This window comes from Citromicrobium sp. JLT1363 (assembly GCF_000186705.1).
GTDB lineage: Bacteria > Pseudomonadota > Alphaproteobacteria > Sphingomonadales > Sphingomonadaceae > Alteriqipengyuania.
The window spans coordinates 225,126-245,930 of record NZ_AEUE01000007.1 but is presented as its reverse complement, the minus strand read 5'-3'; the positions used below and the strand labels follow the sequence as shown (position 1 = coordinate 245,930).

Annotated in this window: 22 protein-coding genes and 2 tRNA genes; 9 read left to right on the top strand and 15 right to left on the bottom strand. The window is 66.0% G+C overall.

What is annotated here, in order from left to right:
* Positions 1-9 precede the first annotated feature (9 nt).
* The 9 genes from ADAD_RS0112680 to ADAD_RS0112640 all read right to left on the bottom strand — a co-directional run bounded on the left by ADAD_RS0112680 (position 10) and on the right by ADAD_RS0112640 (position 8,065).
* Positions 10-1,149 (bottom strand): TrbI/VirB10 family protein, encoded by a 1,140-nt coding sequence (locus ADAD_RS0112680; RefSeq protein WP_010414375.1) that lies wholly within the window; start codon positions 1,147-1,149, stop codon positions 10-12.
* 39 nt (positions 1,150-1,188) lie between these two features.
* Positions 1,189-1,968, bottom strand: coding sequence for a TrbG/VirB9 family P-type conjugative transfer protein (locus ADAD_RS0112675; RefSeq protein WP_029140120.1), 780 nt, complete (start codon positions 1,966-1,968; stop codon positions 1,189-1,191).
* A complete protein-coding gene (locus ADAD_RS0112670; RefSeq protein ID WP_010414370.1) occupies positions 1,965-3,155 on the bottom strand; it encodes a type IV secretion system protein in 1,191 nt (396 codons plus the stop codon). Before ADAD_RS0112670 ends, ADAD_RS0112675 begins: the two co-directional genes overlap by 4 nt.
* The gene (locus ADAD_RS0112665) at positions 3,152-5,578 is read right to left on the bottom strand and encodes a VirB4 family type IV secretion/conjugal transfer ATPase (protein WP_010414369.1); all 2,427 of its coding nucleotides are present in this window, start codon (positions 5,576-5,578) and stop codon (positions 3,152-3,154) included. Before ADAD_RS0112665 ends, ADAD_RS0112670 begins: the two co-directional genes overlap by 4 nt.
* Before the next feature lie 23 nt (positions 5,579-5,601).
* A complete protein-coding gene (locus ADAD_RS0112660) occupies positions 5,602-5,886 on the bottom strand; it encodes a type IV secretion system protein VirB3 (RefSeq protein ID WP_010414366.1) in 285 nt (94 codons plus the stop codon).
* Between the two features lie 25 nt (positions 5,887-5,911).
* Positions 5,912-6,214, bottom strand: a complete 303-nt coding sequence (locus ADAD_RS0112655; protein WP_425341742.1) for a TrbC/VirB2 family protein — start codon at positions 6,212-6,214, stop codon at positions 5,912-5,914.
* A gap of 10 nt (positions 6,215-6,224) precedes the next feature.
* Complete coding sequence (locus ADAD_RS0112650; RefSeq protein WP_033193376.1) at positions 6,225-6,866, bottom strand: lytic transglycosylase domain-containing protein; 642 nt, start codon at positions 6,864-6,866, stop codon at positions 6,225-6,227.
* Between the two features lie 205 nt (positions 6,867-7,071).
* Complete coding sequence (locus ADAD_RS0112645; protein ID WP_010414358.1) at positions 7,072-7,395, bottom strand: tetratricopeptide repeat protein; 324 nt, start codon at positions 7,393-7,395, stop codon at positions 7,072-7,074.
* Between the two features lie 211 nt (positions 7,396-7,606).
* Positions 7,607-8,065: a MaoC family dehydratase gene (locus ADAD_RS0112640; RefSeq protein WP_010414355.1), complete on the bottom strand. Its 459-nt coding sequence runs from the start codon at positions 8,063-8,065 to the stop codon at positions 7,607-7,609.
* A 127-nt stretch (positions 8,066-8,192) separates the two neighbouring features.
* On the opposite strand from ADAD_RS0112640, the gene ADAD_RS0112635 reads away from it, so the two are divergent.
* The 5 genes from ADAD_RS0112635 (at position 8,193) to accC (ending at position 11,932) form a co-directional block, all read left to right on the top strand.
* On the top strand, positions 8,193-8,606 hold the full coding sequence (locus tag ADAD_RS0112635) for a holin family protein (protein WP_010414353.1): 414 nt from the start codon (positions 8,193-8,195) through the stop codon (positions 8,604-8,606).
* Between the two features lie 70 nt (positions 8,607-8,676).
* On the top strand, positions 8,677-9,522 hold the full coding sequence (locus tag ADAD_RS0112630; protein WP_010414352.1) for a hypothetical protein: 846 nt from the start codon (positions 8,677-8,679) through the stop codon (positions 9,520-9,522).
* A gap of 60 nt (positions 9,523-9,582) precedes the next feature.
* The gene (locus ADAD_RS0112625) at positions 9,583-10,017 is read left to right on the top strand and encodes a type II 3-dehydroquinate dehydratase (RefSeq protein ID WP_010414349.1); all 435 of its coding nucleotides are present in this window, start codon (positions 9,583-9,585) and stop codon (positions 10,015-10,017) included.
* A gap of 65 nt (positions 10,018-10,082) precedes the next feature.
* Positions 10,083-10,571, top strand: coding sequence for an acetyl-CoA carboxylase biotin carboxyl carrier protein (gene accB, locus ADAD_RS0112620; protein ID WP_010414347.1), 489 nt, complete (start codon positions 10,083-10,085; stop codon positions 10,569-10,571).
* Positions 10,572-10,582: 11 nt separating this feature from the next.
* Positions 10,583-11,932 carry an acetyl-CoA carboxylase biotin carboxylase subunit gene (accC, locus tag ADAD_RS0112615; RefSeq protein WP_010414345.1) on the top strand — a complete coding sequence of 450 codons (1,350 nt, stop codon included), beginning with the start codon at positions 10,583-10,585 and terminating at the stop codon, positions 11,930-11,932.
* A gap of 15 nt (positions 11,933-11,947) precedes the next feature.
* Here the strand turns inward: accC and ADAD_RS0112610 are convergent, their stop codons facing one another.
* Complete coding sequence (locus ADAD_RS0112610; RefSeq protein ID WP_010414343.1) at positions 11,948-12,655, bottom strand: class I SAM-dependent methyltransferase; 708 nt, start codon at positions 12,653-12,655, stop codon at positions 11,948-11,950.
* A 168-nt stretch (positions 12,656-12,823) separates the two neighbouring features.
* Positions 12,824-13,288, bottom strand: coding sequence for an Lrp/AsnC family transcriptional regulator (locus ADAD_RS0112605; RefSeq protein ID WP_010414341.1), 465 nt, complete (start codon positions 13,286-13,288; stop codon positions 12,824-12,826).
* 246 nt (positions 13,289-13,534) lie between these two features.
* On the opposite strand from ADAD_RS0112605, the gene ADAD_RS0112600 reads away from it, so the two are divergent.
* The 4 genes from ADAD_RS0112600 (at position 13,535) to ADAD_RS0112585 (ending at position 16,745) form a co-directional block, all read left to right on the top strand.
* Positions 13,535-15,454 carry a histidine kinase dimerization/phospho-acceptor domain-containing protein gene (locus ADAD_RS0112600; RefSeq protein ID WP_010414339.1) on the top strand — a complete coding sequence of 640 codons (1,920 nt, stop codon included), beginning with the start codon at positions 13,535-13,537 and terminating at the stop codon, positions 15,452-15,454.
* Between the two features lie 52 nt (positions 15,455-15,506).
* Positions 15,507-16,496, top strand: a complete 990-nt coding sequence (locus tag ADAD_RS0112595) for a polysaccharide deacetylase family protein (RefSeq protein ID WP_010414337.1) — start codon at positions 15,507-15,509, stop codon at positions 16,494-16,496.
* 70 nt (positions 16,497-16,566) lie between these two features.
* Positions 16,567-16,639 (top strand) — tRNA-Ile (locus ADAD_RS0112590).
* Between the two features lie 29 nt (positions 16,640-16,668).
* Positions 16,669-16,745, top strand: a tRNA-Pro gene (locus ADAD_RS0112585).
* Positions 16,746-16,770: 25 nt separating this feature from the next.
* Here ADAD_RS0112585 and ADAD_RS0112580 read toward each other — a convergent pair.
* Genes ADAD_RS0112580 through ADAD_RS0112565 form a run of 4 tightly spaced genes read right to left on the bottom strand, consistent with a single transcriptional unit; the run spans position 16,771 to position 20,786 of the window.
* Positions 16,771-18,165 carry a M20/M25/M40 family metallo-hydrolase gene (locus tag ADAD_RS0112580; protein ID WP_010414333.1) on the bottom strand — a complete coding sequence of 465 codons (1,395 nt, stop codon included), beginning with the start codon at positions 18,163-18,165 and terminating at the stop codon, positions 16,771-16,773.
* Between the two features lie 40 nt (positions 18,166-18,205).
* Entirely contained in the window at positions 18,206-18,703 is a 498-nt protein-coding gene (locus tag ADAD_RS0112575; RefSeq protein WP_010414331.1) for a DUF427 domain-containing protein, read from the bottom strand.
* A gap of 44 nt (positions 18,704-18,747) precedes the next feature.
* Entirely contained in the window at positions 18,748-19,818 is a 1,071-nt protein-coding gene (locus ADAD_RS0112570) for a L,D-transpeptidase family protein (RefSeq protein WP_029140118.1), read from the bottom strand.
* A 38-nt stretch (positions 19,819-19,856) separates the two neighbouring features.
* The gene (locus ADAD_RS0112565; RefSeq protein ID WP_010414327.1) at positions 19,857-20,786 is read right to left on the bottom strand and encodes an NAD(P)/FAD-dependent oxidoreductase; all 930 of its coding nucleotides are present in this window, start codon (positions 20,784-20,786) and stop codon (positions 19,857-19,859) included.
* Positions 20,787-20,805: the final 19 nt, after the last annotated feature.

Here is a 20,805-nt window from a genome sequence, read left to right as displayed (position 1 = left end):
AAGGTGCGCCTAGAGACCTGCGAAGCCGAGATCGCGTGCGGTAAACACGCGGATCGGCTCGCCCGCACGCACGCGCACCACCGGGCCGAGCTGGCTGTCCTGCGATGCTGCCGCAGCCGCGGCCGCCTGGCCGCCCCCGCCGATCACCACCGAAGCGCCGCCGGTGCCGATCGCGGACAGCCCGCCAACCACGGAGAGCAGCATGGCCGAACCGAAGCGCTGGAAGAAACGGCTGTCCACATCGCCAGGCAGCCCGGTCGTCCCGTCGAAGCCGACACCCGGCGATTGCAGGTTCACGCTCACGCCGTCGGGCCGGATCACGCGGGTCCAGATCACGTAAGCGCGCTTCTGGCCCGCCTGCAGACCCGACTGGTACTGGCCGATCAGGCGGCTGGAGCGCGGGATCAACACGTTCTTGCCGTCGAAACTCTTCACATCCTGGCTCACCACCGCGCGCACGTAGCCGGGCACGTCGGTGTCGATCGCGGTTTCCAGGATGGCGGGGATCAGCGTGCCCTGCGTAACCGTCGTCGCCGGGTTGGCGAGCGGCTGTGCGCGGGCGGTGCTGCCGCCGACACCGCCGACACGGCTGGCGAAATCGCCCGCCGAACTGCCCGTCGCGCCCTCGCCTCCGGCTCGCGCGCCCTCGGGCAGCGCGGCGGCGGGAACGGATGCGACCGCCTTGCCCGAGGAATCGAACACGATCGTCGGGCTGTTATAGGGATTTGCGGCGGTGCCCGGCGCAAGGTTGGGATTGTTCGAAAGCACCGGCGAAGGCGCCGGATCGACCCGCACCACCTGCTGCGCAGGCGCGCCGACGGGCGATGCCTCGGGCGCGGGATCGACGGCGATCTGGGCCGGCCCGGTGGAGGAAGCGGGTGCGGGGTCGGCGGCGGGCGTCGCCTCCTCCGGCTCCAGCCGCGCACTGCTCATGCTCCACAGCGTGACGAGGCCAAGCGCGGCGACGATCGCAATCCCTGCGACCATCCCCATGCTGTCGCTGCCGCCCTTCTTCTTCGCAACCGCCGGGAAGGCGCTGCGGCTGGCGAGATCGATGATCTCCGCGCTTTCGCTCTCGCGCGGATCGTCGTCGCGCGCATCATTGGCCGCGTTCGAATCGCCCGAAGCCTTCTTGGGCGGCATTTTCATGGCGAGGCGCATAATATTCGCTTCCCTTTCGAGGCTGGCCTAGCGGCCGCCGCTGACCGGCCCGCTCGCGGCAGTTGCCCGCGCCGGACCATTGTTCACCAGTGTTGCTCTTTCACGACCCGAGCGCAGGATAATTTCCCTCGGCACACCGTCGACGATCACCGTATCGCCGCGCACCGTGGAATTTACCGGGCCTTCCTCGCCCTCGTAATTCTCGATGAGGATCGCCGGTACAGGCCGGTCCTGATTCCACCGCAGGTAGGTGGAGCGGCCATCGTCGTAGACCTCGTCCGGCTGCAGTTGCCGTTCGCCCTTGGCCTGCCATTTGAAGTTGAGCATGGCCGGGTCGACCACCGCCAGCGGGTCTGTCGCCGCTGCCAGTTCGATGGCGTTCGCTTCGCCCACGGCGTTCTCGGCCAGCTGGGCTTCCTGCTCTTCGGGCGGCGGCTCGGGATAGGTGAAGCGCATCATGTACAGCGGTTTCGCGCGCGGGCTGGCCACCAGATCGAACAGATAGGTGTGACGGTTGGTCACGACCGTCATGTTGGTCTGCGCGCTGGGGCTCAGCGGTTTGACGAACAGCAGGTTGGCGCGCTGGTTGGGCGTGACCTGCCAGGCGGTGGAATCGCCCACCGCCACATTCTCGATCGCCTCGCCCTCGCCGAATTCGATCGTCGCCTGCACCTTGGTCTTGCCCTGGATCACCACGACCTCGTCCGGATCGTAGAGCCGTTCGACCAGCCGGGGGTCCTGTGCCGCAGCGGGGTTCGCGGCGAGCACCGCAAGCATGGCGAGCGCGGGTAGAAACGCGCGGATCATTTCACTTTCTCCGTTTGGCGGGCAGGTGCCGCCTTGAAGCGGGAACCGAGCCCGCTGGTACGCGAAGCCGCCTTGCTAGGTTCGCCCTGCTGTCCGTTGCCTGAAGAGGTGGCGTAGACGTTGGTCACGCGCGAGCCACCCGCCCCCGCGCTGCCGCCTGCGCCGCTGTCGTTCGCGGCCATCGGCGGGGTCGCCGCGACCACGGCGGTGCGCCGCGCTGCGCTGGAGGGCGCGGGCTGCGAACCTGCAGCGCCGTTATAGGCATTGGAGGCGGCGGGCGCAGGCGCAGGCGCGGCGGCAGGCACGCTTCCCCGACCCTTGTCGCTGTCACTGCTGGCAAGGCCGAAGACCTGCCAGCCGCCGACCATGGTGCCCATCACCTTGAGCGCCATGGCCATCAGCGCGACATGCACCGCGCCGATCATGAAGAAGGCCATCGCCGCGCGCGCGGGAATCTCGCCCGGCACCTGGTTCAGGGCGGCAAGGATGGGCACGGACATTTCGAGCATGATCGAGCCGCCCAGCACCGCGAAAAGCGGTGTCAGCGCCATCATGGTGACGCCCTTCAGCCAGCCGACGAACAGCCCGCGCGTCCCATCGAACAGCGCCATGACCACGAAGATCGGCCCCAGCGCGATCAGCAGCGCCAGCGCGATCCGCGTGGTGACGAGCAGGCCGACCGTGCCGAGCATGAACAGCAGCGCGCCCATCCACAGCATCCCGGCGGGGGAGAAGGTTTCGATATCGGTCTTCCCCTCGCTCGCCTGCTGTACGGCGGCGAACACGACATCGACCTTGGTGGCGAAGGTCTGCGTGGCCGACCCGCTGTCCCCCGTCAGCACGCTGGCCAGCCAGTCCGGCCCGTCGACGAACACGCCCCAGACGACCGACTGATACGCGACCCAGCTGGTCGCGAAGGTCAGCACCAGCCCCAGCGTGATCATGCGGGGCGTAAGCGCGCGCACGCCCAGAACCGAGCGACCCGTCAGCAGGTTGATGGCAAAGAACGCCACGTACAGCGTCAGGATGATGGTCAGCGCGCTGACCAGGACGCCGCCGGGCGCGAAGAGCCGACCGAAGGTGGCGCCCGTCACTTCGGCGGCGACGCAATTGACCGCTTCCAGCGCGGCGGCAACGCCGCCGGCGGCTTCGGACATCGCCAGATCGCAGGTTCCGCCGCCGGTCATTCCGCAGCCTGCCTGAACGGCAGATCGCCGCCGATATCGTCCTTCTTACCACCCGGCCAGGCATGACCGGTCAGCGCGGGGAACCAGTCGGCCGGATCATCACCCAGCGCTTCGCGCAGCAGATCGAGGCGCCGCACGCTGCTTTCCCTGCCCGAGAGGATGGTGAGCACTTCGGGCGCGCCCGACAGGTCGAGCCGGACCACGACGCTCGCATCGGGCTGGCGGACCAGGAAGCAGCGGCTGTGCGCGGGCAGCGTGCGGATCAGCGCGAGCTCATGGCTGGTGAGCCCGAAACCGTCGCAATAATCCTCGGGCCGGGCGCGGCTGTTGGGCATGAACACCATGGTGGCGGTCTGTTCGACCAGCGCGGTAGAGATGCGGCTTTCCAGCGCATCGCGCGCGCTCTGCGTCGCGAAGCCGACCAGCGCGTTGCGCTTCCGCAAGGTCTTCAGCCAGTCACGGATGCGCGCGGCGAAGACTTCATCGTCGAGCGCTTTCCAGCCTTCGTCGATCAGGATCATGGTCGGCTCACCGTCGAGCCGTTCCTCGATCCGGTGGAACAGGTACATCATCGTCGGCGTGCGCAGCCGCGGGTTTTCGAGCAGCGCGGTCATGTCGAAGCCGAGCGTCTTGCGGTCGAGGTCCAGCTCGTCGATCTCGTTGTCGAACAGCCAGGCGTGCTCGCCGCCGTGGATCCAGGCCGACAGGCGATCCGCGAGGTCGCCGGGTTCGGGGCGCCGCGTACCGCTCAGCAGTTCGCGGAAATTGCGCAACCGGCGCAGGCTCGCATCGTTCTCGTACGCCGCATCGACCGCGTGGCTGACGGTCTGCAGTTCCTCGGGCCCTTCGGCCTTCAGCATCACGCCCAGCCAGTCGCGCAGGAAGGCACGGTTCGCGGGCGTGTCGGGCAGCGAGAGCGGATTGAAGCCCGAAGGCTCGCCCGCATAGATCCGGTCGTAGCGCCCGCCGATCCCGCGCACGAACAGCTCCGCGCCGCGATCCTTGTCGAACAGGATCGTGCGCGGATTGAACTTCTGCGCCTGCGCGGCGAGGAAGTTCATCACCACGGTCTTGCCCGAACCCGACGGCCCGATGACCGAGAAATTGCCCAGATCGCCATTGTGGAAGTTGAAGAAGAAGGGCGTCGCGCTGGTCGTTTCCAGCAGCGTCACCGCCTCGCCCCAGTGGTTGCCCTCGGCCTGACCGAGCGCGAAGCCGTGGAGCGAGCCGAAGCTCGCCATATTGGCAGAAGAGATCATCGCGCGGCGCACGATATACTGCTCGTTGCCGGGGAACTGCGCCCAGAAGGCGGGTTCCAGATTGGTATCCTCGCGCACCACGATGGCGCCCGTATCGGCCAGCGCGGCGGCGCAGGCGGCGGTCGCATCGTCGAGCCGGGGGAGCGTGCGCTCGCGCACCAGCACCGAGAGGTGATGATCGCCGAAGCCGACCGCGCCGTTGCCCAGCGCATCGCGCGCGGCCATCATGTCGTTGCGTTCGGCCTGCGCTTCCTCGTCGACAGAGCGCAGGCGCCGGATGGCAAGGTCCATCCGCTCGCGCGCAGTGGTGCGTTCGGCGGGGGCATAGCTCTCCGAAACGACCATTTCGTAGGGCAGCCGCAGCAGCGAATCGAGCAGGCCCGGGCTGGTCGCGTCGGGATAGTCCTTGAGGCTGAGCATCGCGGCGAAATCGGGGTCGCCCGAACCGCGCAGCTCCATCGCGTCGATGCCAAAGCTCGCCCGGCGATAGGGCAGCATGTGGCCGATGTCGCGATCCTCTGCCGGGCGGCGCACGGGCCGCATCTCGCCATTGTATAGCGCCGAAAGCAGCTCCAGGATTTCGGAATTGGTGTAGCCCTTGGGGCCGGTGTAATCACCCAGCATGGCCGCGCCGTAAGGCTGGAGCGAAGCGACGAGGCCAGTGGCGGCGGCACGAAGCGAGCGCAGGTCTTTCGGATCGACCTCGACCGCGTCCTTCTTGCGGGCATTGAGCGCCTTGCTCGCCTTTTCGACCCAGCCCGCCTTGCCGCGCGCGGGGCGACGGATCAGCGTGACGAACTGGTCGTTGATGAACAGCGAGCCCGAACCCAGCCGTTCCTTCCAACGCGCATCGATATGGCCGGCCAGCGGGTCTTCGAACTCCGCATCCAGCTCCACCTCGACCCGGCGGCGGATCACGTGGTGGTACATGACGAAGCGGCTGTCGAGCGTGCTGCGCAGCATCACCTCGCGCGTCGCGGCGTGGGCGTTGAGCGCTTCGGTATCCTCGGTCTCGAACAGGAGGCCGGGCACCTGAATGGCAGTCAGCAGCGAACCATCGCGCAGCAGCAGCGTGTTCTCGTCCACCAGCCGGGCATAGGGCAGCCGGTCGCCAACGCGGGCTTCCTTCGCGCTCCAGGCGGCGGCTCCTTTCCACTTGCTCATACGTCGACCCTCCTAGGTCGAGGTCAGGCGGCGTAGCTGTTGCAGCCCCACCGCTTGTAATTCTTCACCCGCGGGCACTTCGAAACCTTGGTGATCCACAGATCGAAAATGCGCGGTTCGCGCAGGCAGGCGAAATAACCGACGCCGTGCATCGCCACGGCGACCGGCAGGGCCAGCCAGCTGCCGGTGATGAGGAAAACCTCTGTCGTGACGCCGATATTGATGATGAAGTAATTCATCGTCACGCCCGCGAACATCTGCGGGCGGGTGAGTGCGCGGTGCACCGGGTGGCGGACGAGCTGATCCATGATGGCGGCCCTCGCTCCCCCTGCCCTAGCCTGCTGCGGCCTGAATGCCGGACACGATCGAGGCCGCGCCGAACAGGATGAACACGCCGATGATCACGGTCGCGCCGAAGCGCCAGTTGAGGCGGCCGGTCAGCATCATGAAGCCCACGGCGGCCACCGCCATCACGGCAACGGCGGTGGCGACATTGCCGAGCAGCGTGCCCTGAAGCCACGCCAGCGCATTGACGATCGGGCCCGAACCGGCCGGGTCCTGCTGCTGCACCTGCGCCAGCACCGCAGAAGGTGAAGCAAGCGCGATCAGCGCAGCAAGCCGGGAAAGCGATTTCATTTTCATACCTTTATTCGTTCCGGGAATGGTTGGCGAGGCGGCCCATGATGGCCGCCACATAAAGCTGCGTTTCGCGGATGCGCGGCACGCCATTGGCGCGGATCACCCGTCCGGGCCCCGCGTTGTAGGCCGCCAGCGCCTTCTCGAGATCGCCATCGAACCGGTCGAGCTGTTCGCGCAGGTAGCGCGCGCCGCCTTCCAGATTGGCGAAGGGATCGTTGGGATCGACACCCAGATCGCGTGCGGTTCCGGGCATCAGCTGCGCGAGGCCCCGCGCGCCGACGGGCGACACGGCATTCTCGCGCCAGCGGCTTTCCTGCCACACCAGCGCCTCTATCAGGCTGGGGCTGAGATCGAACCGCGCGGAAAGTTCGGCCACCTTGGCCTTGTAGGCATCGGGCACGGCCTGCGCAGTCACGCGCGGATCGGAGGTGGCATGATCGGGCAGATCGTCGACCAGTTCGGCGTTGTCGAGCGCGACGAGCTGCGCGGGCGTGATCGCCATGTCTCCCGCGGGCATGCCTGCCTGCTGGCCCGCGATCCATCGCGCGCCACCTTCGCCAATTTCCATAACGTCGGCCCGCGCCGGGGCCGTTAGCAGGGTCAGCGCCGCGAAAAAGGCGGCGAACCGACCCGATGTCCCGAGAATCATCGAGCCCTCCGTCATGTCGCCTTGCGCATCATACATGACAGCGCAGTGACATGGCTCGAACAGGTTCCCGCCCGTTGTCGCGGATTTGCAACGGCTTGCCGCCGCAAAGTGCCTTGTGGACGACATCCCAAAGCACCTGCGGCGGCAGGATATTTCGTATTTTTGACCGCTCCGCAGTGCGCGGAGCGGGCGATGGCCTATCCGGTCAGCGGGCGGCGATCTGATCCGGCTTGGCGGCAAACGCGCCGCTGTCCAGCATCTGAAGACCCTGGCGCGCAAGATCGGACGGATGGACGAAGCGCCCGTCGGTCGTCTGCAGCGTGTAGGCGACCCGCATCTGGATCACCTTCTCGAAAGCCTTGCGCGCTGCCTCGGTCTCGCCTGCCTGGGCCAGCTCCACGCCGAGATTGATCAGCGCGGCCGGGTCCTGCTGGGACTCGATCATGGCGACCGGCTGAACCTGCACCTGGCCGTCTGCCGGTACGCCTTGCAACATCATTGCGCTGGCGATGATTGCCTGGATCATCATTGTTCACTCTCCTTGTTCTGTGGAGAGCATTATGCACTTTTGACCGCAGATTGCAACAAAACTGCAATATTGTCTTTTTTCCGTAATGACGACTCCGGAAAAACCCCGGAAACGCGCCGATTACCGGATGAAGGAAATGTTACAGCCGTGTCATCATGTGAGGCGCGTCTGACGACTGGCCGACCGCGTTCTTCTGCCGGGACGGCCGCGTTCAGCCGTCGGTCGGGCGCTTCATCTGCAATCCGCTGCGCTTGCATGTCGCAACGATATCCCCGTGCTGGTTGAAGGCGCGATGTTCGAAGGTGACGATGCCCGCTTGCGGGCGGCTCTTGCTTTCACGCAGCGCCACGATTTCGGTCTCCACGCGGATCGTGTCGCCGTGGAACAGCGGCTTGGGGAAGCGCACCTCGTCCCACCCCAGGTTGGCGACAGCCGTGCCCAGCGTGGTGTCGTTGACCGAGATGCCGACCATCACGGAGAGGGTGAAGCACGAATTGACGATCCGGGTCCCGAATTCGGTGCCCTTCATGTATTCCTCGTCGAGATGCAACTGAGCCGGATTGTGCGTCATGCAGGTGAACATGACATTGTCCGTTTCCGTCACCGTGCGGCGGATCGGGTGATCGATCACCTGCCCCACTTCCATATCGTCGAACCAGATCCCGGCCATGTGCGTTTCTCCATTGCTTGTGTGTGTTGGTGGACGGGGTAGCGGCGGGCTGTAATGCCGCAAACCATTTTCCTACACGAACCGATCTGGTTACATGAACACACTCCAACATTCCGGAGTCGTTCCCATGCCCCTCATCGACAGCCTGATCGGACCCATCGCCTCGATCATCGACAAGATCATTCCCGACAAGGAGGCGCGGGCGAAGGCCAAGCTCGAACTGCTCGCGCTGGAGGGATCGCAGGAGCTGAAGCTGATCGAGGCGCAGATGGCCGCGATCATCGCCGAGGCGCAGTCGCCCGACCCCTGGACCAGCCGCGCACGCCCCTCATTCCTCTATGTGATGTACGCCATGATCCTGTTCGCGCTGCCGATGGGCGTGCTCTCCGCCTTCGATCCGCGCATGGCGGCGAATATCGGCAACGGCATCACCGCCTACCTGCGCGGCCTGCCCGAGGAACTCTACGCGCTCTTCGGCACGGGCTACCTCGGCTACACCGCCGCCCGCCAGTGGGGGAAGATCAAGGGCGTGGAGCGGTAGGCGATTTCGCTGGAACGATAGGCAAGGCAGGTGTAATCTCAGACCACTGAATAATGACTAGGAAGCCTGTATGGGCCTGCTTTCGGTATTGTTGCCCGCACTTCTGCTTCAAGCTTCAGGCACCACCCGCCCTCAAGCGCATTACGAGCCTCTTCCGCAAAGTTCGGATTGGAACTTTGAGGAAGCGGACGGCGGCCCCGCGGTCCGGCGCGCCCTGGCAGATATCGGTTGGCCCTCTTCGCCGCCGCTGCTCGAGGGCTGGATTTCGTCGACGATATACCTGCGCCACTACCCGGACCGGCAGGTCTACTTCGTTCTGGTGGACGAAGACGCCGCCGAAGTGAAATACGTGTGCAAGGTCTCGTTCGACGGGCCGCCAGCGATGGACAGCAATTACGATGGCGACGCAGCTCTCGCCAAGCTCGGCCTGTTATGTGAGCGAGAAAACCTCATCCCGCGCAAGAGCAGGGACCCCAGAAGGGTATATCCTGCCGAGCATGTGGGGCCGGAGGTCGGCGAGTCGATGAGTTACACGACGCCGGACGGCAAGCAGTTGACGATCTTCCATGTCACCAACACCAGTGCATTCCTTCCGGCACTGCCCAAGGGAATTGACAGCGCTCCGTTATTTGTCGGTGTGCTCCCGTTTCCACGAAATGCACTGCCCAGTATGTACGACAAAATCTCTTACATCCGCGACGAGCGGGGAGATTGGGGGGTCTCGATCAAAATCGGTTATGGCGGGCCACTCGCCCGAAGCGGTTGTTTCGTTACCAATCGAACAGACGCTTCCGAACCGCCCAGTCACAGGTGGGTGACGACAGAGGCGCTGGAATGGTGCCGAGCGCGGCAAGAGGCCTATCGCGGGCCGGTCCAGCCGGGTGTGCTGCAGCCGCCCGCGCCTGGTCAAAAATAGGCCGTCGACGAAGCACCAGACGATCTTGGCAGGGCGGCGGGCCCGCCGTAAGCCGAACTCATGTCATTCCCTCTCTTCATCCTCAACGGCCCCAACCTCAACCTGCTCGGCACACGCGAGCCCGAGATTTACGGCACCACCACTCTGGCAGAGATCGACGCAGCGTGCGCGGCCAAGGCGCGCGAGCTCGGCCTGTCGGCAGACTTCCGCCAGAGCAACCACGAAGGCGTGCTGGTCGACTGGATGCACCAGGCGCACAAGGCGAAGGCGCGCGCGATCATCATCAACGCAGCCGCTTACACCCACACCTCCATCGCGCTGCTCGACGCGGCGAAGGCGATCACTCCGCCGGTGATCGAGGTGCACCTGTCGGACCCGCATACGCGCGAGGAATTCCGCCACCAGTCGCATATCGGGCAGGCCGCGGTGGCCTGCTTCAAGGGCAAGGGCCTCGCCTCCTATCTCGAAGCGATCGAGGCGGCGGCGGCGCTCTAAACCTTGCATGAACGCGGGCGCGAGAGCATACGCGCCCTTCCCCTTTTCATCGATCAAGGTCGCACATGGCAGAAAAGAGCCACAATTCCGGTCGCAAGTCGCAGATGAACGTCGATATCGAGCTGGTGCGCGAGCTGGCCGAACTCCTCTCCGACACCGGACTTTCCGAAATCGAGGTCGAAGACGGCGATCGCAAGCTGCGCGTCGCGCGGCAGATGCAGGCGGCAAGCTACGCCGCACCGCCGCCGCAGGCCGCCCCCGCCGCTGCCCCGGCTGCCGGTGACGCCCCGCAGCCCGCCACCGACAGCGGACCGGACATGACCAACGCCGTCCCCTCCCCCATGGTGGGCACCGTCTACCTGGCGCCCGAGCCCGGCGCCGCGGACTTCATCTCGGTCGGCGCCAGCGTGAAGGAAGGCCAGACGCTGCTGATCGTCGAGGCGATGAAGGTGATGAACCCGATCACCGCTCCGCGCAGCGGCACGGTGAAGGCCATCCTCGTCGACAATGCCCAGCCGGTCGAGTTCGACCAGCCGCTGGTCATCATCGACTGAGGACGCAAGCAATGGCCATTACCCGCATCCTGATCGCCAATCGCGGCGAAATCGCTCTGCGCATCCACCGTGCCGCCCACGAGATGGGAATCGAAACGGTCGCGGTGCACTCCACTGCGGATGCCGACGCGATGCACGTACGGCTCGCCGATCATGCGGTGTGCATCGGCCCGCCGAGCGCGACGGACAGCTACCTCAACGTCGCCAACATCATCTCGGCCGCCGAAGTCAGCCATGCGGATGCGATCCATCCCGGCTATGGCTTTCTTTCCGAGAACGCCAAGTTCGCCGAGATCGTGGAAGCGCACGACATCGCGTGGATCGGGCCCAAGCCCGAACATATCCGCACGATGGGCGACAAGGTGACCGCCAAGACCACCGCGGGCGACCTGGGCCTGCCGCTGGTGCCGGGCAGCCCCGGCGCGGTCGGCAGCGTGGAAGAGGCGAAGAAGATTGCCGCCGAAATCGGCTATCCGGTGCTGGTCAAGGCCGCCAGCGGCGGCGGCGGGCGCGGCATGAAGGTCGTGCCCAGCGAAGACCTGCTCGAAGGGCTGATGAGCCAGGCCAAGTCCGAGGCGAAATCCGCCTTCGGCGACGACACGGTCTATCTGGAAAAATATCTCGGCAATCCGCGCCACATCGAATTTCAGGTGTTCGGCGACGGCAATGGCAATGCGATCCATCTGGGCGAGCGTGACTGCTCGCTCCAGCGGCGCCACCAGAAGGTGCTGGAAGAAGCGCCCTCTCCCGTGCTCTCCACCGAAGAGCGCAACCGCATGGGCCAGGTCTGCGCCGATGCAATGGCGCAGATGGGCTATCGCGGCGCCGGCACGATCGAATTCCTGTGGGAAAACGGCGAGTTCTTCTTCATCGAGATGAACACCCGCCTGCAGGTGGAACACCCGGTGACGGAAGCGATCACCGGCGTGGATCTTGTGCGCGAGCAGATCCGCATTGCCGAAGGACGGCCGCTGTCCGTCAAGCAGGAGGATATCCGCTTCGAAGGCCACGCGATCGAATGCCGGATCAACGCCGAAGACCCGTTCACCTTCGCACCCTCGCCGGGCAAGGTGAGCTACTACCACGCGGCAGGCGGCATGCACGTGCGCGTCGATTCAGGGATTTACGCGGGCTATTCGATCCCGCCGTACTACGATTCCATGATCGCCAAGCTGATCGTCTATGGCCGCACGCGCGAAGGCTGCATCATGCGCCTCAAGCGCGCGCTGGACGAAATGGTGGTGGAAGGCGTGAAGACCAACATCCCGCTGCACCAGGCGCTGCTGGCCGAGCCGGATATCCTCAACGGGGACTACTCGATCAAGTGGCTGGAGGCGTGGCTGGCGGAGCGGGAAAGCTGACCGCTTTCCTTCTTGCTACGTGGACGGCTTGCGAGCGTGCCAGCCGCGGATCATGAAAGCCTGGAAGAACGGCACCGCCACGGGGAAGCCTGCGGCACGCCATAGTTCTTCGGTCTCGGCGTAGGACAGTACGCAAAGCCCATCGCGCAGGGTCTCGCCCAGCGAGGCAAGCGATTCCTCGCTCGCGCCCATCAGCTTGTGCACCTGCTTCCAGTCTTCGAGCATGCCGGGGAATGTCTGCGCATCCAGATCGCCGCTGATCTCCACGCTGACGAAGCTGCCGCCGGGCTTCAGCCGATCATGTATGGCACGGTAGAAGGCCGGGCGGTCTGGACGCTGCACGAAGTGCGCGACGAGAAGGCTCAGTACCGCGTCGAAATCGTTTTGCGCCACATCCTCGACATAGCCATGCACCAGGTGGCAGCGGTGCACGATGCCGGCTTCTTCCAGACGGGCCGATGCCACCTCGAGCATTTCCGCCGAAGGATCGACCCCGACAAAGCGCAGATCTGCCCGCTCGTTTGCCAAGGCGAAGACATCCGCACCCGTACCCACTCCGACACACAAGACCGTGGCGTCCTGCGGAAGAGATGCGAGTGACAGTCGCATGAGAAAATGCAGGTTATCGGATATCGGGCTGAGCCCGCTGTTTCGCTGATCGTAGGCCTGGGCCATTTCCTTGTTGAAAAAGTCCGCCGGGGTGAAGCTCGCATGTTCTGCCATAGGGTACAGTATATCATTACCAACCCGGCTCGTCACTCGGTTTTTCGAGAAACGGCCGGCCCCTCGGCCCAACCGCAGCTTTTGTGGCAAGGGCTGGCCCCGGGGATCGACAAGCGCAATCCGGGACCCTGCCGGACGGCTAATGCCCCGACAGTGCGCCCGCCTCGCTCACTTCAGCGGCACGCCCGGCGTGTGCTTGCTGGTGCGGATGGTCAGCGAGGTCTTCACGCTGCCCACGTTGGGTGCGGGGGTCAGCTTGCTGGTCAGAAATTCCTGGAAGCTCTGCAGGTCGCGGCTGACGATCTTGAGGATGAAGTCGATCTCGCCATTGAGCATGTGCACCTCGCGCACCTCGGGCAGATCCTGCATCGCTTCCTCGAATTCGCGCAGCGCCGATTCGGCCTGGCTCTTCAGGCTCACCATGGCGAACACGATGATCGCGAAGCCCAGCTTGGACGGCTCCAGATCGGCGTGATAGCCGCGGATCACCCCCATATCCTCCAGCGCGCGCACGCGCCGCAGGCAGGGCGGTGCGGTCAACCCGACGCGCCGCGCCAGTTCGACATTGGTGACGCGCCCTTCGGCCTGCAGTTCCTGCAGAAGCTGCCGATCGATCTCATCCAGATTGGCCAAAGACCACCTCTCTCGCAACAAACCTTCATATCAGCCGGCGCGGGGGCGATTCATGAAAGGAGCACCTTAGTTAATGCTTCGCGCAGCTAACATTATTGTTCATGACAGCGATTGTCCCGCTTTGCAACGTGAGGACTGACTGTCATTCCAGAGCCGTGATAAAGGGTTAAGAACCTTTTACGTCGCACCATGGGGGTTCGGCGTAACGCCACAGCCTCACCGCCGGAGTTTGCGCCCCTCCCCGCCATGCAGTTCGACGATCGCCTCGCCACAGTCCTGCGCCACAAGGCCGGCGCGCAAGCGGGTGCGCGTACCCAGTATCGCCAGCTGCTGGACCTGCTCGGTCGTCCGCAGCCGGGGCGCGATCCCAGCCTGCTGGCCGCCGCGCGGCTGCGGCTCGAATCGCTGGCCGACGTTATCTCGGTGCGAGAGCGCGCGGAGATCATTCGTGAGCAGGGCCGCAGGATCAACGACCCCGCGCTCGTCACGCATTTCGCGGAAGCCGAACCCGATATCGCCTGTGCCGCGCTGTCCACCGCGCGGCTGAGCGAGGGCGACTGGCTGGCGCTCATCCCCGAACTGCCCGTGCGCGCACGCGGCTTCCTGCGCCTTCGCCGCGATCTGTCCGAACCGGTCGAGGCGCTGCTGGAGCGGCTGGGCGTGCGCGACCGCGCACTGCCCTTGCCGCCCACGCCTGAACCGCTGGTCGACGATTCGGACGAAGAGAATACCCCTGCGCTGGAGCACGAAGCCGAAACCGAGCCGCAGCATGAGCCCGAGCCAGGGCCGAATGAAGATCATATCGTCGACGGCGAATTTACCGAGGTAGACGATGACGCGCCGGAAGATGATGGTGCTCCGGAAGAACCGGCCCCCGAACCCGCTCGGGAGACGGATGACGGGATGCTGGCCGCAGGCGCGGCCGGCCTGGGCGCCGCCATTGCCGCTGCCACGGATCGTCCCGAGGCCGACACCGATAAACAGGCGCCCGCCGAACCCGGCAACGACATTGCGGCGCTGCGCCAGCGGATTGACGCCTTCCAGCGCGCCCGAGAGAGCGAGCGCAACAACCGCTCAGAAGCCGCCGAGCCTGAAGCGGATCAGACCGCGCCCACCCTGCCCTTCAGCGATGCCAGCACCGCACAGGAGGAACTGACCGGTTTCGGGTTTTCCACCGATACCAGCGGCGTGATCGACTGGGCGGACAGCTTCGCCGCCTCGCGCGTGCTGTACCTTTCGCTGCAGACGATCCTGCCCGAGGAATATTCCGAAGCGATCGAACGCCAGCAGCCGATGCATGGCGTGCAGGTGACGCTGGAGGGCGGCCCGGCCATCACGGGGAGCTGGATTCTCGATGCCAACCCGCGCTTTTCCAGCCCCGACGGGCGTTTTCTCGGCTTCGCAGGGGGCATGCGCCGGGCGCTGGAAGCCGAAGAACCGGGCCAGCAGAGCGACCGTCTGCGCCAGTTGCTTCACGAGTTGCGCACCCCGGTAAACGCGATCCAGGGCTTCGCGGAGGTGATCCAGCAGCAGGTCGTGGGCCCCGTGCCGCACGATTACCGCGCGCTTGCGGCGGGCATTGCGGGCGACAGCGCGCGCATGCTGGCCGGGTTCGACGATCTGGAGCGGCTTTCGCGTCTCGAAAGCGGGCGCCTGCGCCCCACCGGCGGCGATGCGGACCTCGCCGCGATCTTCCGCCAGCACCTGGGACAGCTCGTTCCGCTGCTCCAGCCGCGCAACGCGGGCTTCGTCGCCACGCTGGGCGGCACCTGCCGGGTGGACCTCGCCAAGCCGGATGCCGAACTGCTCAGCTGGCGCATCCTCGCCACGCTGGGCTCCGCCGCCGCGCCGAGCGAGAAGCTGGCGCTCACCCTCGATCACGAGGCCGGCCCCAATGGTAATACCGCGCAGTTCGTGGCCGATCTGCCCGCCTCGCTCAATGGCAGCGAGGATATCTTCGCGGCCCGGGGCAAGCCGCTTTCGGTCGCCATCAGCGCGGGGCCGTTCGGCCCCGGCTTCGCGCTGCGGCTGGCGCGCGCGGAAGCGCGCGCGATCGGTGGCAGCCTGCGGCGGGAAAACCGGCGGTTGATATTGACGCTCCCCGCTTTGACCGCGCAGGAGCCTGCCGCTACCGAAAGACACGGAGTACGCGAACACGCGGCCTAGATGCTCGTGCCGAGGCTCCAGAAAAGCCTCTGGCTACGGGGACCAGGACGATATGCTAACTCTGCCGCAGGCCGATCAGGCCGCGCATTTTGCCTCCGGTTTCGCCCCAGCCTCGATCCTGACGGTCGATACCGAAGAAGGTTTCGACTGGGACAAGCCCTTCACTCGCGACCAGCACGATCTGACCCATGTCGATCGAATTGCCCGCTTCCAGAGCTTTTGCGAAGGGATCGGGGTTGCGCCGGTCTATCTGGTCGACTGGCCTATCGTGCAGTCGGCAAAGGCGCGCGAGATCATCGGCGATGCGGTCTCTCGCGGTGCGGCCGAAGTCGGCGTGCAGCTCCACCCCTGGGTGAACCCTCCGTTCGAGGAGGAAGTGAACACCCATAACAGTTTCGCGGGCAACCTGCCGCCCGAGCTGGAACGCGCCAAGTTCTCGCGGCTGCGCGATGCGATCGAAGAGGCATTCGGCACGCCGCCGATATCCTACCGCGCGGGCCGTTACGGCCTTGGCCCGGCAACAAAGTCCCTGCTGTACGACATGGGCATCAAGGTCGACACATCGGTGCGTGCCTATTTCGACTATTCGCACCAGGACGGCCCGAATTACGAGGATTTCCCCAATCACCCCTACTGGGTGGCGGGAGAGACGCCGCTGCTCGAACTGCCGGTGACCAGCGTGTATCGCGGCCTGCTCGCCAGCGCGGGGCCGCAGCTCTTTCCCAAGCTGGCGCGCATTCCGCGCGCGCCGGGCGTCGCATCGCGTACGGGCCTGCTCGAACGGGTCAGGCTGACGCCGGAGGGGACCCCGCTTTCGGACGCGATCAAGGGCATCGACGCGGCGCTCGCCGCAAATCTGCCGGTGATCGTGCTGTCCTTCCACAGCCCCTCGCTCGCGCCGGGCAACACGCCCTACACGGAGACGGAAGAAGAGGTGGACCGCCTCTACGCCTGGCTCGACGGCGTCTATGCTCACATGGCTCGGCGCGGTGTCACTCCCTCCACCATCGCGCAAGCCCTGGCAGCGGCAAATGCGGGATGATGGCCACTGCCCGCTTGCGGCGGCGCGTATTGGCGGCTAGCGGCACGCCTTGCGATGGCATCCGTTCCGGGGGCCTGTAGCTCAGCGGTTAGAGCTGGCCGCTCATAACGGCTAGGTCGCGGGTTCGAATCCTGCCGGGCCCACCGGAGGGGCCGTCATCGCAAATCAGTGTCGGGGAGTGGCGCAGTCCGGTAGCGCGCTTGCTTTGGGAGCAAGATGTCGCAGGTTCGAATCCTGTCTCCCCGACCAGTTTTTCCCGGTTATACCGCCCCGCTCACTTCGCCGGGCCGAACGCATCCGGCTCGTTGGCCAGGATGCCGACCACCTGCGTCCACACCGCCACGTTCTGGCGCAGCTGCGCCGGGTCGATCTTGTCGAGCGTGTCGTTGTTGGTGTGGTGCAGATCGAAATAGCGGGTGCCGTCCTGCTGCAGGTCGACCAGCGCACCGCCCTGGTCGCGGATGATGTTGAGGTCCGCACCGCCGGTGGCGATTTCGCGCGAGGGGGCGACGCCGAAGCGGGCGACGGCCTGAGCCAGCTCACGGGCAAGCTCGGGGTCCGAGGCCGCGAAGTTGGTATCGATCCGCCAGATCCGGTCCGCGCCGAAATCGCTTTCGATGCCCGCGGCCATCGGTTCGTCGATATGCGCTTCGCTGTAGGCCTTGCTGCCCCACAGGCCCGTCTCCTCCGCTCCGGCGAAAAGGACGCGGATCGTGCGCAGCGGCTGGCCCGCCTTGGCGACGTTGAGCGCCGCGGCGGCGGCAATTCCGCAGCCTGCGCCATCGTCGAACGCGCCGGTGCCGTTCCACCAGCTGTCCAGGTGGCAGGCCAGCAGCACCGGCGGGAGCGAGGGATCGCGCCCCACCACCTCGCCGACGACATTGCCGCTGGTCGTCTCGCCAAGGCTGCGCGGGGTGAGCACCAGTTTCATGCGGATCGGCGTATCGCCGGCCCGCGCGAACATGCGCTCAAGATTGTCCGCATCGGGGTTGGACAGCGCACCTGCGGGCGTCGGCGCGACGCCCTCGGGAAAGCTGGTGCCGCCCGTGTGCGGCGTGCGCTCGGTCTCCGTACCGATAGAGCGGATCACCGTGGCGACCGCCCCCTTGCTCGCCGCGAGGCCGGCCCCCGTCCAGCGCGCGGGGCCTGCAAAGCCGTAACCCGAACCATCCTGCGTCGGTCGCATATCGTGGCTGATGAAGGCGATCTTGCCCTTCAGGCTGCCCGCAGGCGCCGCTGCGAGATCGGCGTAGCTGGGGAAATAGACGACTTCGGCCTCGATCCCCGCTTCGCCCGTGCTGGCGCTGTTGCCCAACGGCACGATCATCAGGTCCTGTGCATAGGGCGCGGTGACCCGGGCGGTCGCGTTGTCGCCGGGCACCCATGTTTCCATCCGGAAAGGCTCGTCCGCCACGTTGCGGAAGCCATTGGCACGCAGCCATTGCACCGCCCAGTCGCGCCCGCGTTTCTCAGCCTCGGTGCCCGCCTGACGCGGCCCGACCTCGGTCGTGATGCCTTCGACGAAATCCCAGGCGATGGTATCGCTTTCCAGCGCGGCGTCGGCAGCGCAGGCCAGCGCGCCCTCGCACGGTCCGGGGCCGAGCTGGGCGGCGGCGGGGGTTGCGAAAAAGGCGGCGGATGCGGCGAGCGCGAGGAGCTTTGTCTTCATGGGCGCGGTGGCTAGCGCCCCCGCCCCGCCCTGCCAAGCCTCACCAGAAGCGGCTGCCTGGAACGCCCTTGAAAGGGCCGACCACCGCGCTGGTAATCCAGCCGCCGTAGAACTCGCCCGGTTGCGGCTGGACCACCTCGCCATCGAGCGTGATCCGGTCGAACGGCGCAGGGTAGAAGGCGACATAGTCCGCCAGAATGCGGAACGGCGCGGTTGGCTCGGCATAGCTCCAGCCGACCTTCGCAAGCCGGTCCCCTCCGGCAACGACATCCCAGTACCGGGCCTGGCCCTTCCATTCGCACAGCGATTTGCCCGGCGCATGTTCGAGAACGCCCGGCGTGATATCCTCGGGCGGCAGGTAGTACTGCGGCGGGTGGCTGGTTTCGAGCACGCGGACCGCGCGGCGCGTATCCGCGATCGTGATCCCGCGATGCTCGATCACGATGTGCGCGCTGGTCGGCTCGGCAATCGCGGGGCGCGGATAGTCCCACACGCTTTCCTGCCCCGGGCCGGGCGGTATCGGATCGGGTCGCTGCATATGTTTTCAACTAGCCTGCCCGTCCCCGCCCGGCGATACGGGCCTTAGACGAACTCGACCGTCACGCCCTGCCCGACTGCCTTGGCCAGCGCCGCCGCGTCCCAGTTGGTCAGCCGCACGCAGCCGTGGCTGTTGCTCTTGGCGATCAGCTCGGGATCGGGCGAACCGTGAATGCCGTAGCCTTCCTTGGCGAGATCGATCCACGTTCCGCCGACGGGATTGTTCGGCCCCGGCGGCAGGATATAGGTGCCCTCGGGCCCCCACTCGCGCCCTTCGCTGGTGAAGGTGTAGTTGGGCTCTGGCGCCACCGCGAGCACGTCCATCGTGCCGCTGGGGCTGGGAAAGCGCGAACTGCCGATGGTTGCCGGATAGCTCGCGACGATGTCGCCCGCTTCGTCGAAGGCGACCAGGCTGTCGTCGCCCTTACGCACTTCGATCCGGGCGATCTCGCCATCGATCGCGCCGTTGCCGTGGCTCACGATGACCAGCTTGGTGCCCGCCTTGCCGAAATCGGCATCGGGGTTGAGCGCGCGGAGGAAATCCTGGTCCATGTGAAACCGCTCTGCCAGCATTTCGAGCGGGGTTTCGTAACCCAGCTTTTCAAGGTCGGACATCGCGGCAAAGGATTCGGGCACATCGTAGAACGGCCCCTGCGCATCGGCCTCGGTCACGGTGTAGGTGCGGAAGACGTCTCCACGCTCGTTCTCGAACAGCGATTCGAGCAGCGCCCGGTCGACTTCGGACCCACCGCTCAATCCGTGCGCCTCTCGGTAATAGCGGATTGCGCGGTCCGTATTCCCGCCGCCGCGCCCGTCGATCACGCCGGGCGAGTGGCGACTGCGGTCAAGCATCACCTGTACCGCGAGCATCGTGGGCGTGCGCTCGCCCATCATCTCGTCGGTTACGCCATCGGGCAGCGTCAGTTCCACCTTGCCATTGGCGAAGCGTGCCTCCTCCTGAGAGGCGGTGCGCGGGTCGTCGTAGCCATCGGAGCCGGGCTGCGCCGCGCTTTCGGCGCGGTCGCTGTCCGCTTCGGGGGAATCGGTGCCCTGGAAGCCGCATGCGGCAAGCATGGCGGCGGCGACGAGCGGGGCTAGCAAGCGATGATGTGTCATGCCACCCGAACGGTGCCCGCGCACAAGCCGTTCCCCGACTAGCCTTCGATAAGCCGGGCCAGCTCCAGCCCGGAGAGGAACGCATTCTCCACCCGCGGGCCCGACAGCCAGTCTCCACACACACCGATCCGCTGCGAACCGTCCCACCGGGCGCCCGCATCGTTCTTCTCGCACATGGCGTAGCGCCAGCGATGCGCCGTGCTGAACAGCACCGGCGGCAGATCACCGACCGCGCGGGCGAAGTGCGCGAGCAGTTCCTCGCCCACATTCTCCGCCTCGCGCTCAAGCTGCGCACGCGACCAGCGCGGGCTCGCCTGAATGACCCAGCATTCCTGATCCGCATCACGGCCCGGCTTGGCCGAGTTGCGCGCCGCCCAGCCGATCGCGCCTTCGTCGGTCAATGTATCGGGCGCATCGACCCGTCCTTCGAAGGCCACCATCGCGGTCCAGCATGGTTCGCTGGTAACGTCGCGCGCATCCTCGGCGAAATCGGGGGCATGCGTGCCAAGCAGCGGCGCGACCTGTTCGGCGGGAACCGCGACCACGACCGTATCGAAGCGATTTTCAGGCACGCCCTCACCTTCGAGCAGCCAGCCACCGCGTTCGGCAAGCAGCCCCGTAATCCGCGTGCCGAAGCGCACGTCCAAGGCTTCCGACATTGCGCGGATGGGTGCGTTCATGCCGGGCGTACCGACCCACGCATCCTCTTTGGCGGCGGGCCAACGCGCGACGATTCCATCTCCCTCCCACGCACGAACCTGTGCCTGGAAGGCCAGTTCGCGCGCGGTGAAATATTGCGCGCCGTGATCGAAGGCGTAGGTCTCGCTCTCATGCTCCACGCGGCGGGTTGCCATGCGCCCGCCCGGTCCGCGACCTTTGTCGAACACGGACACCACGTGCCCCGCGTCCGCCAGACGAGAGGCGCATGTAAGCCCGGCCATTCCGGCCCCGATGATTGCAACCTGCATAGAACATCCTGTGTATCGG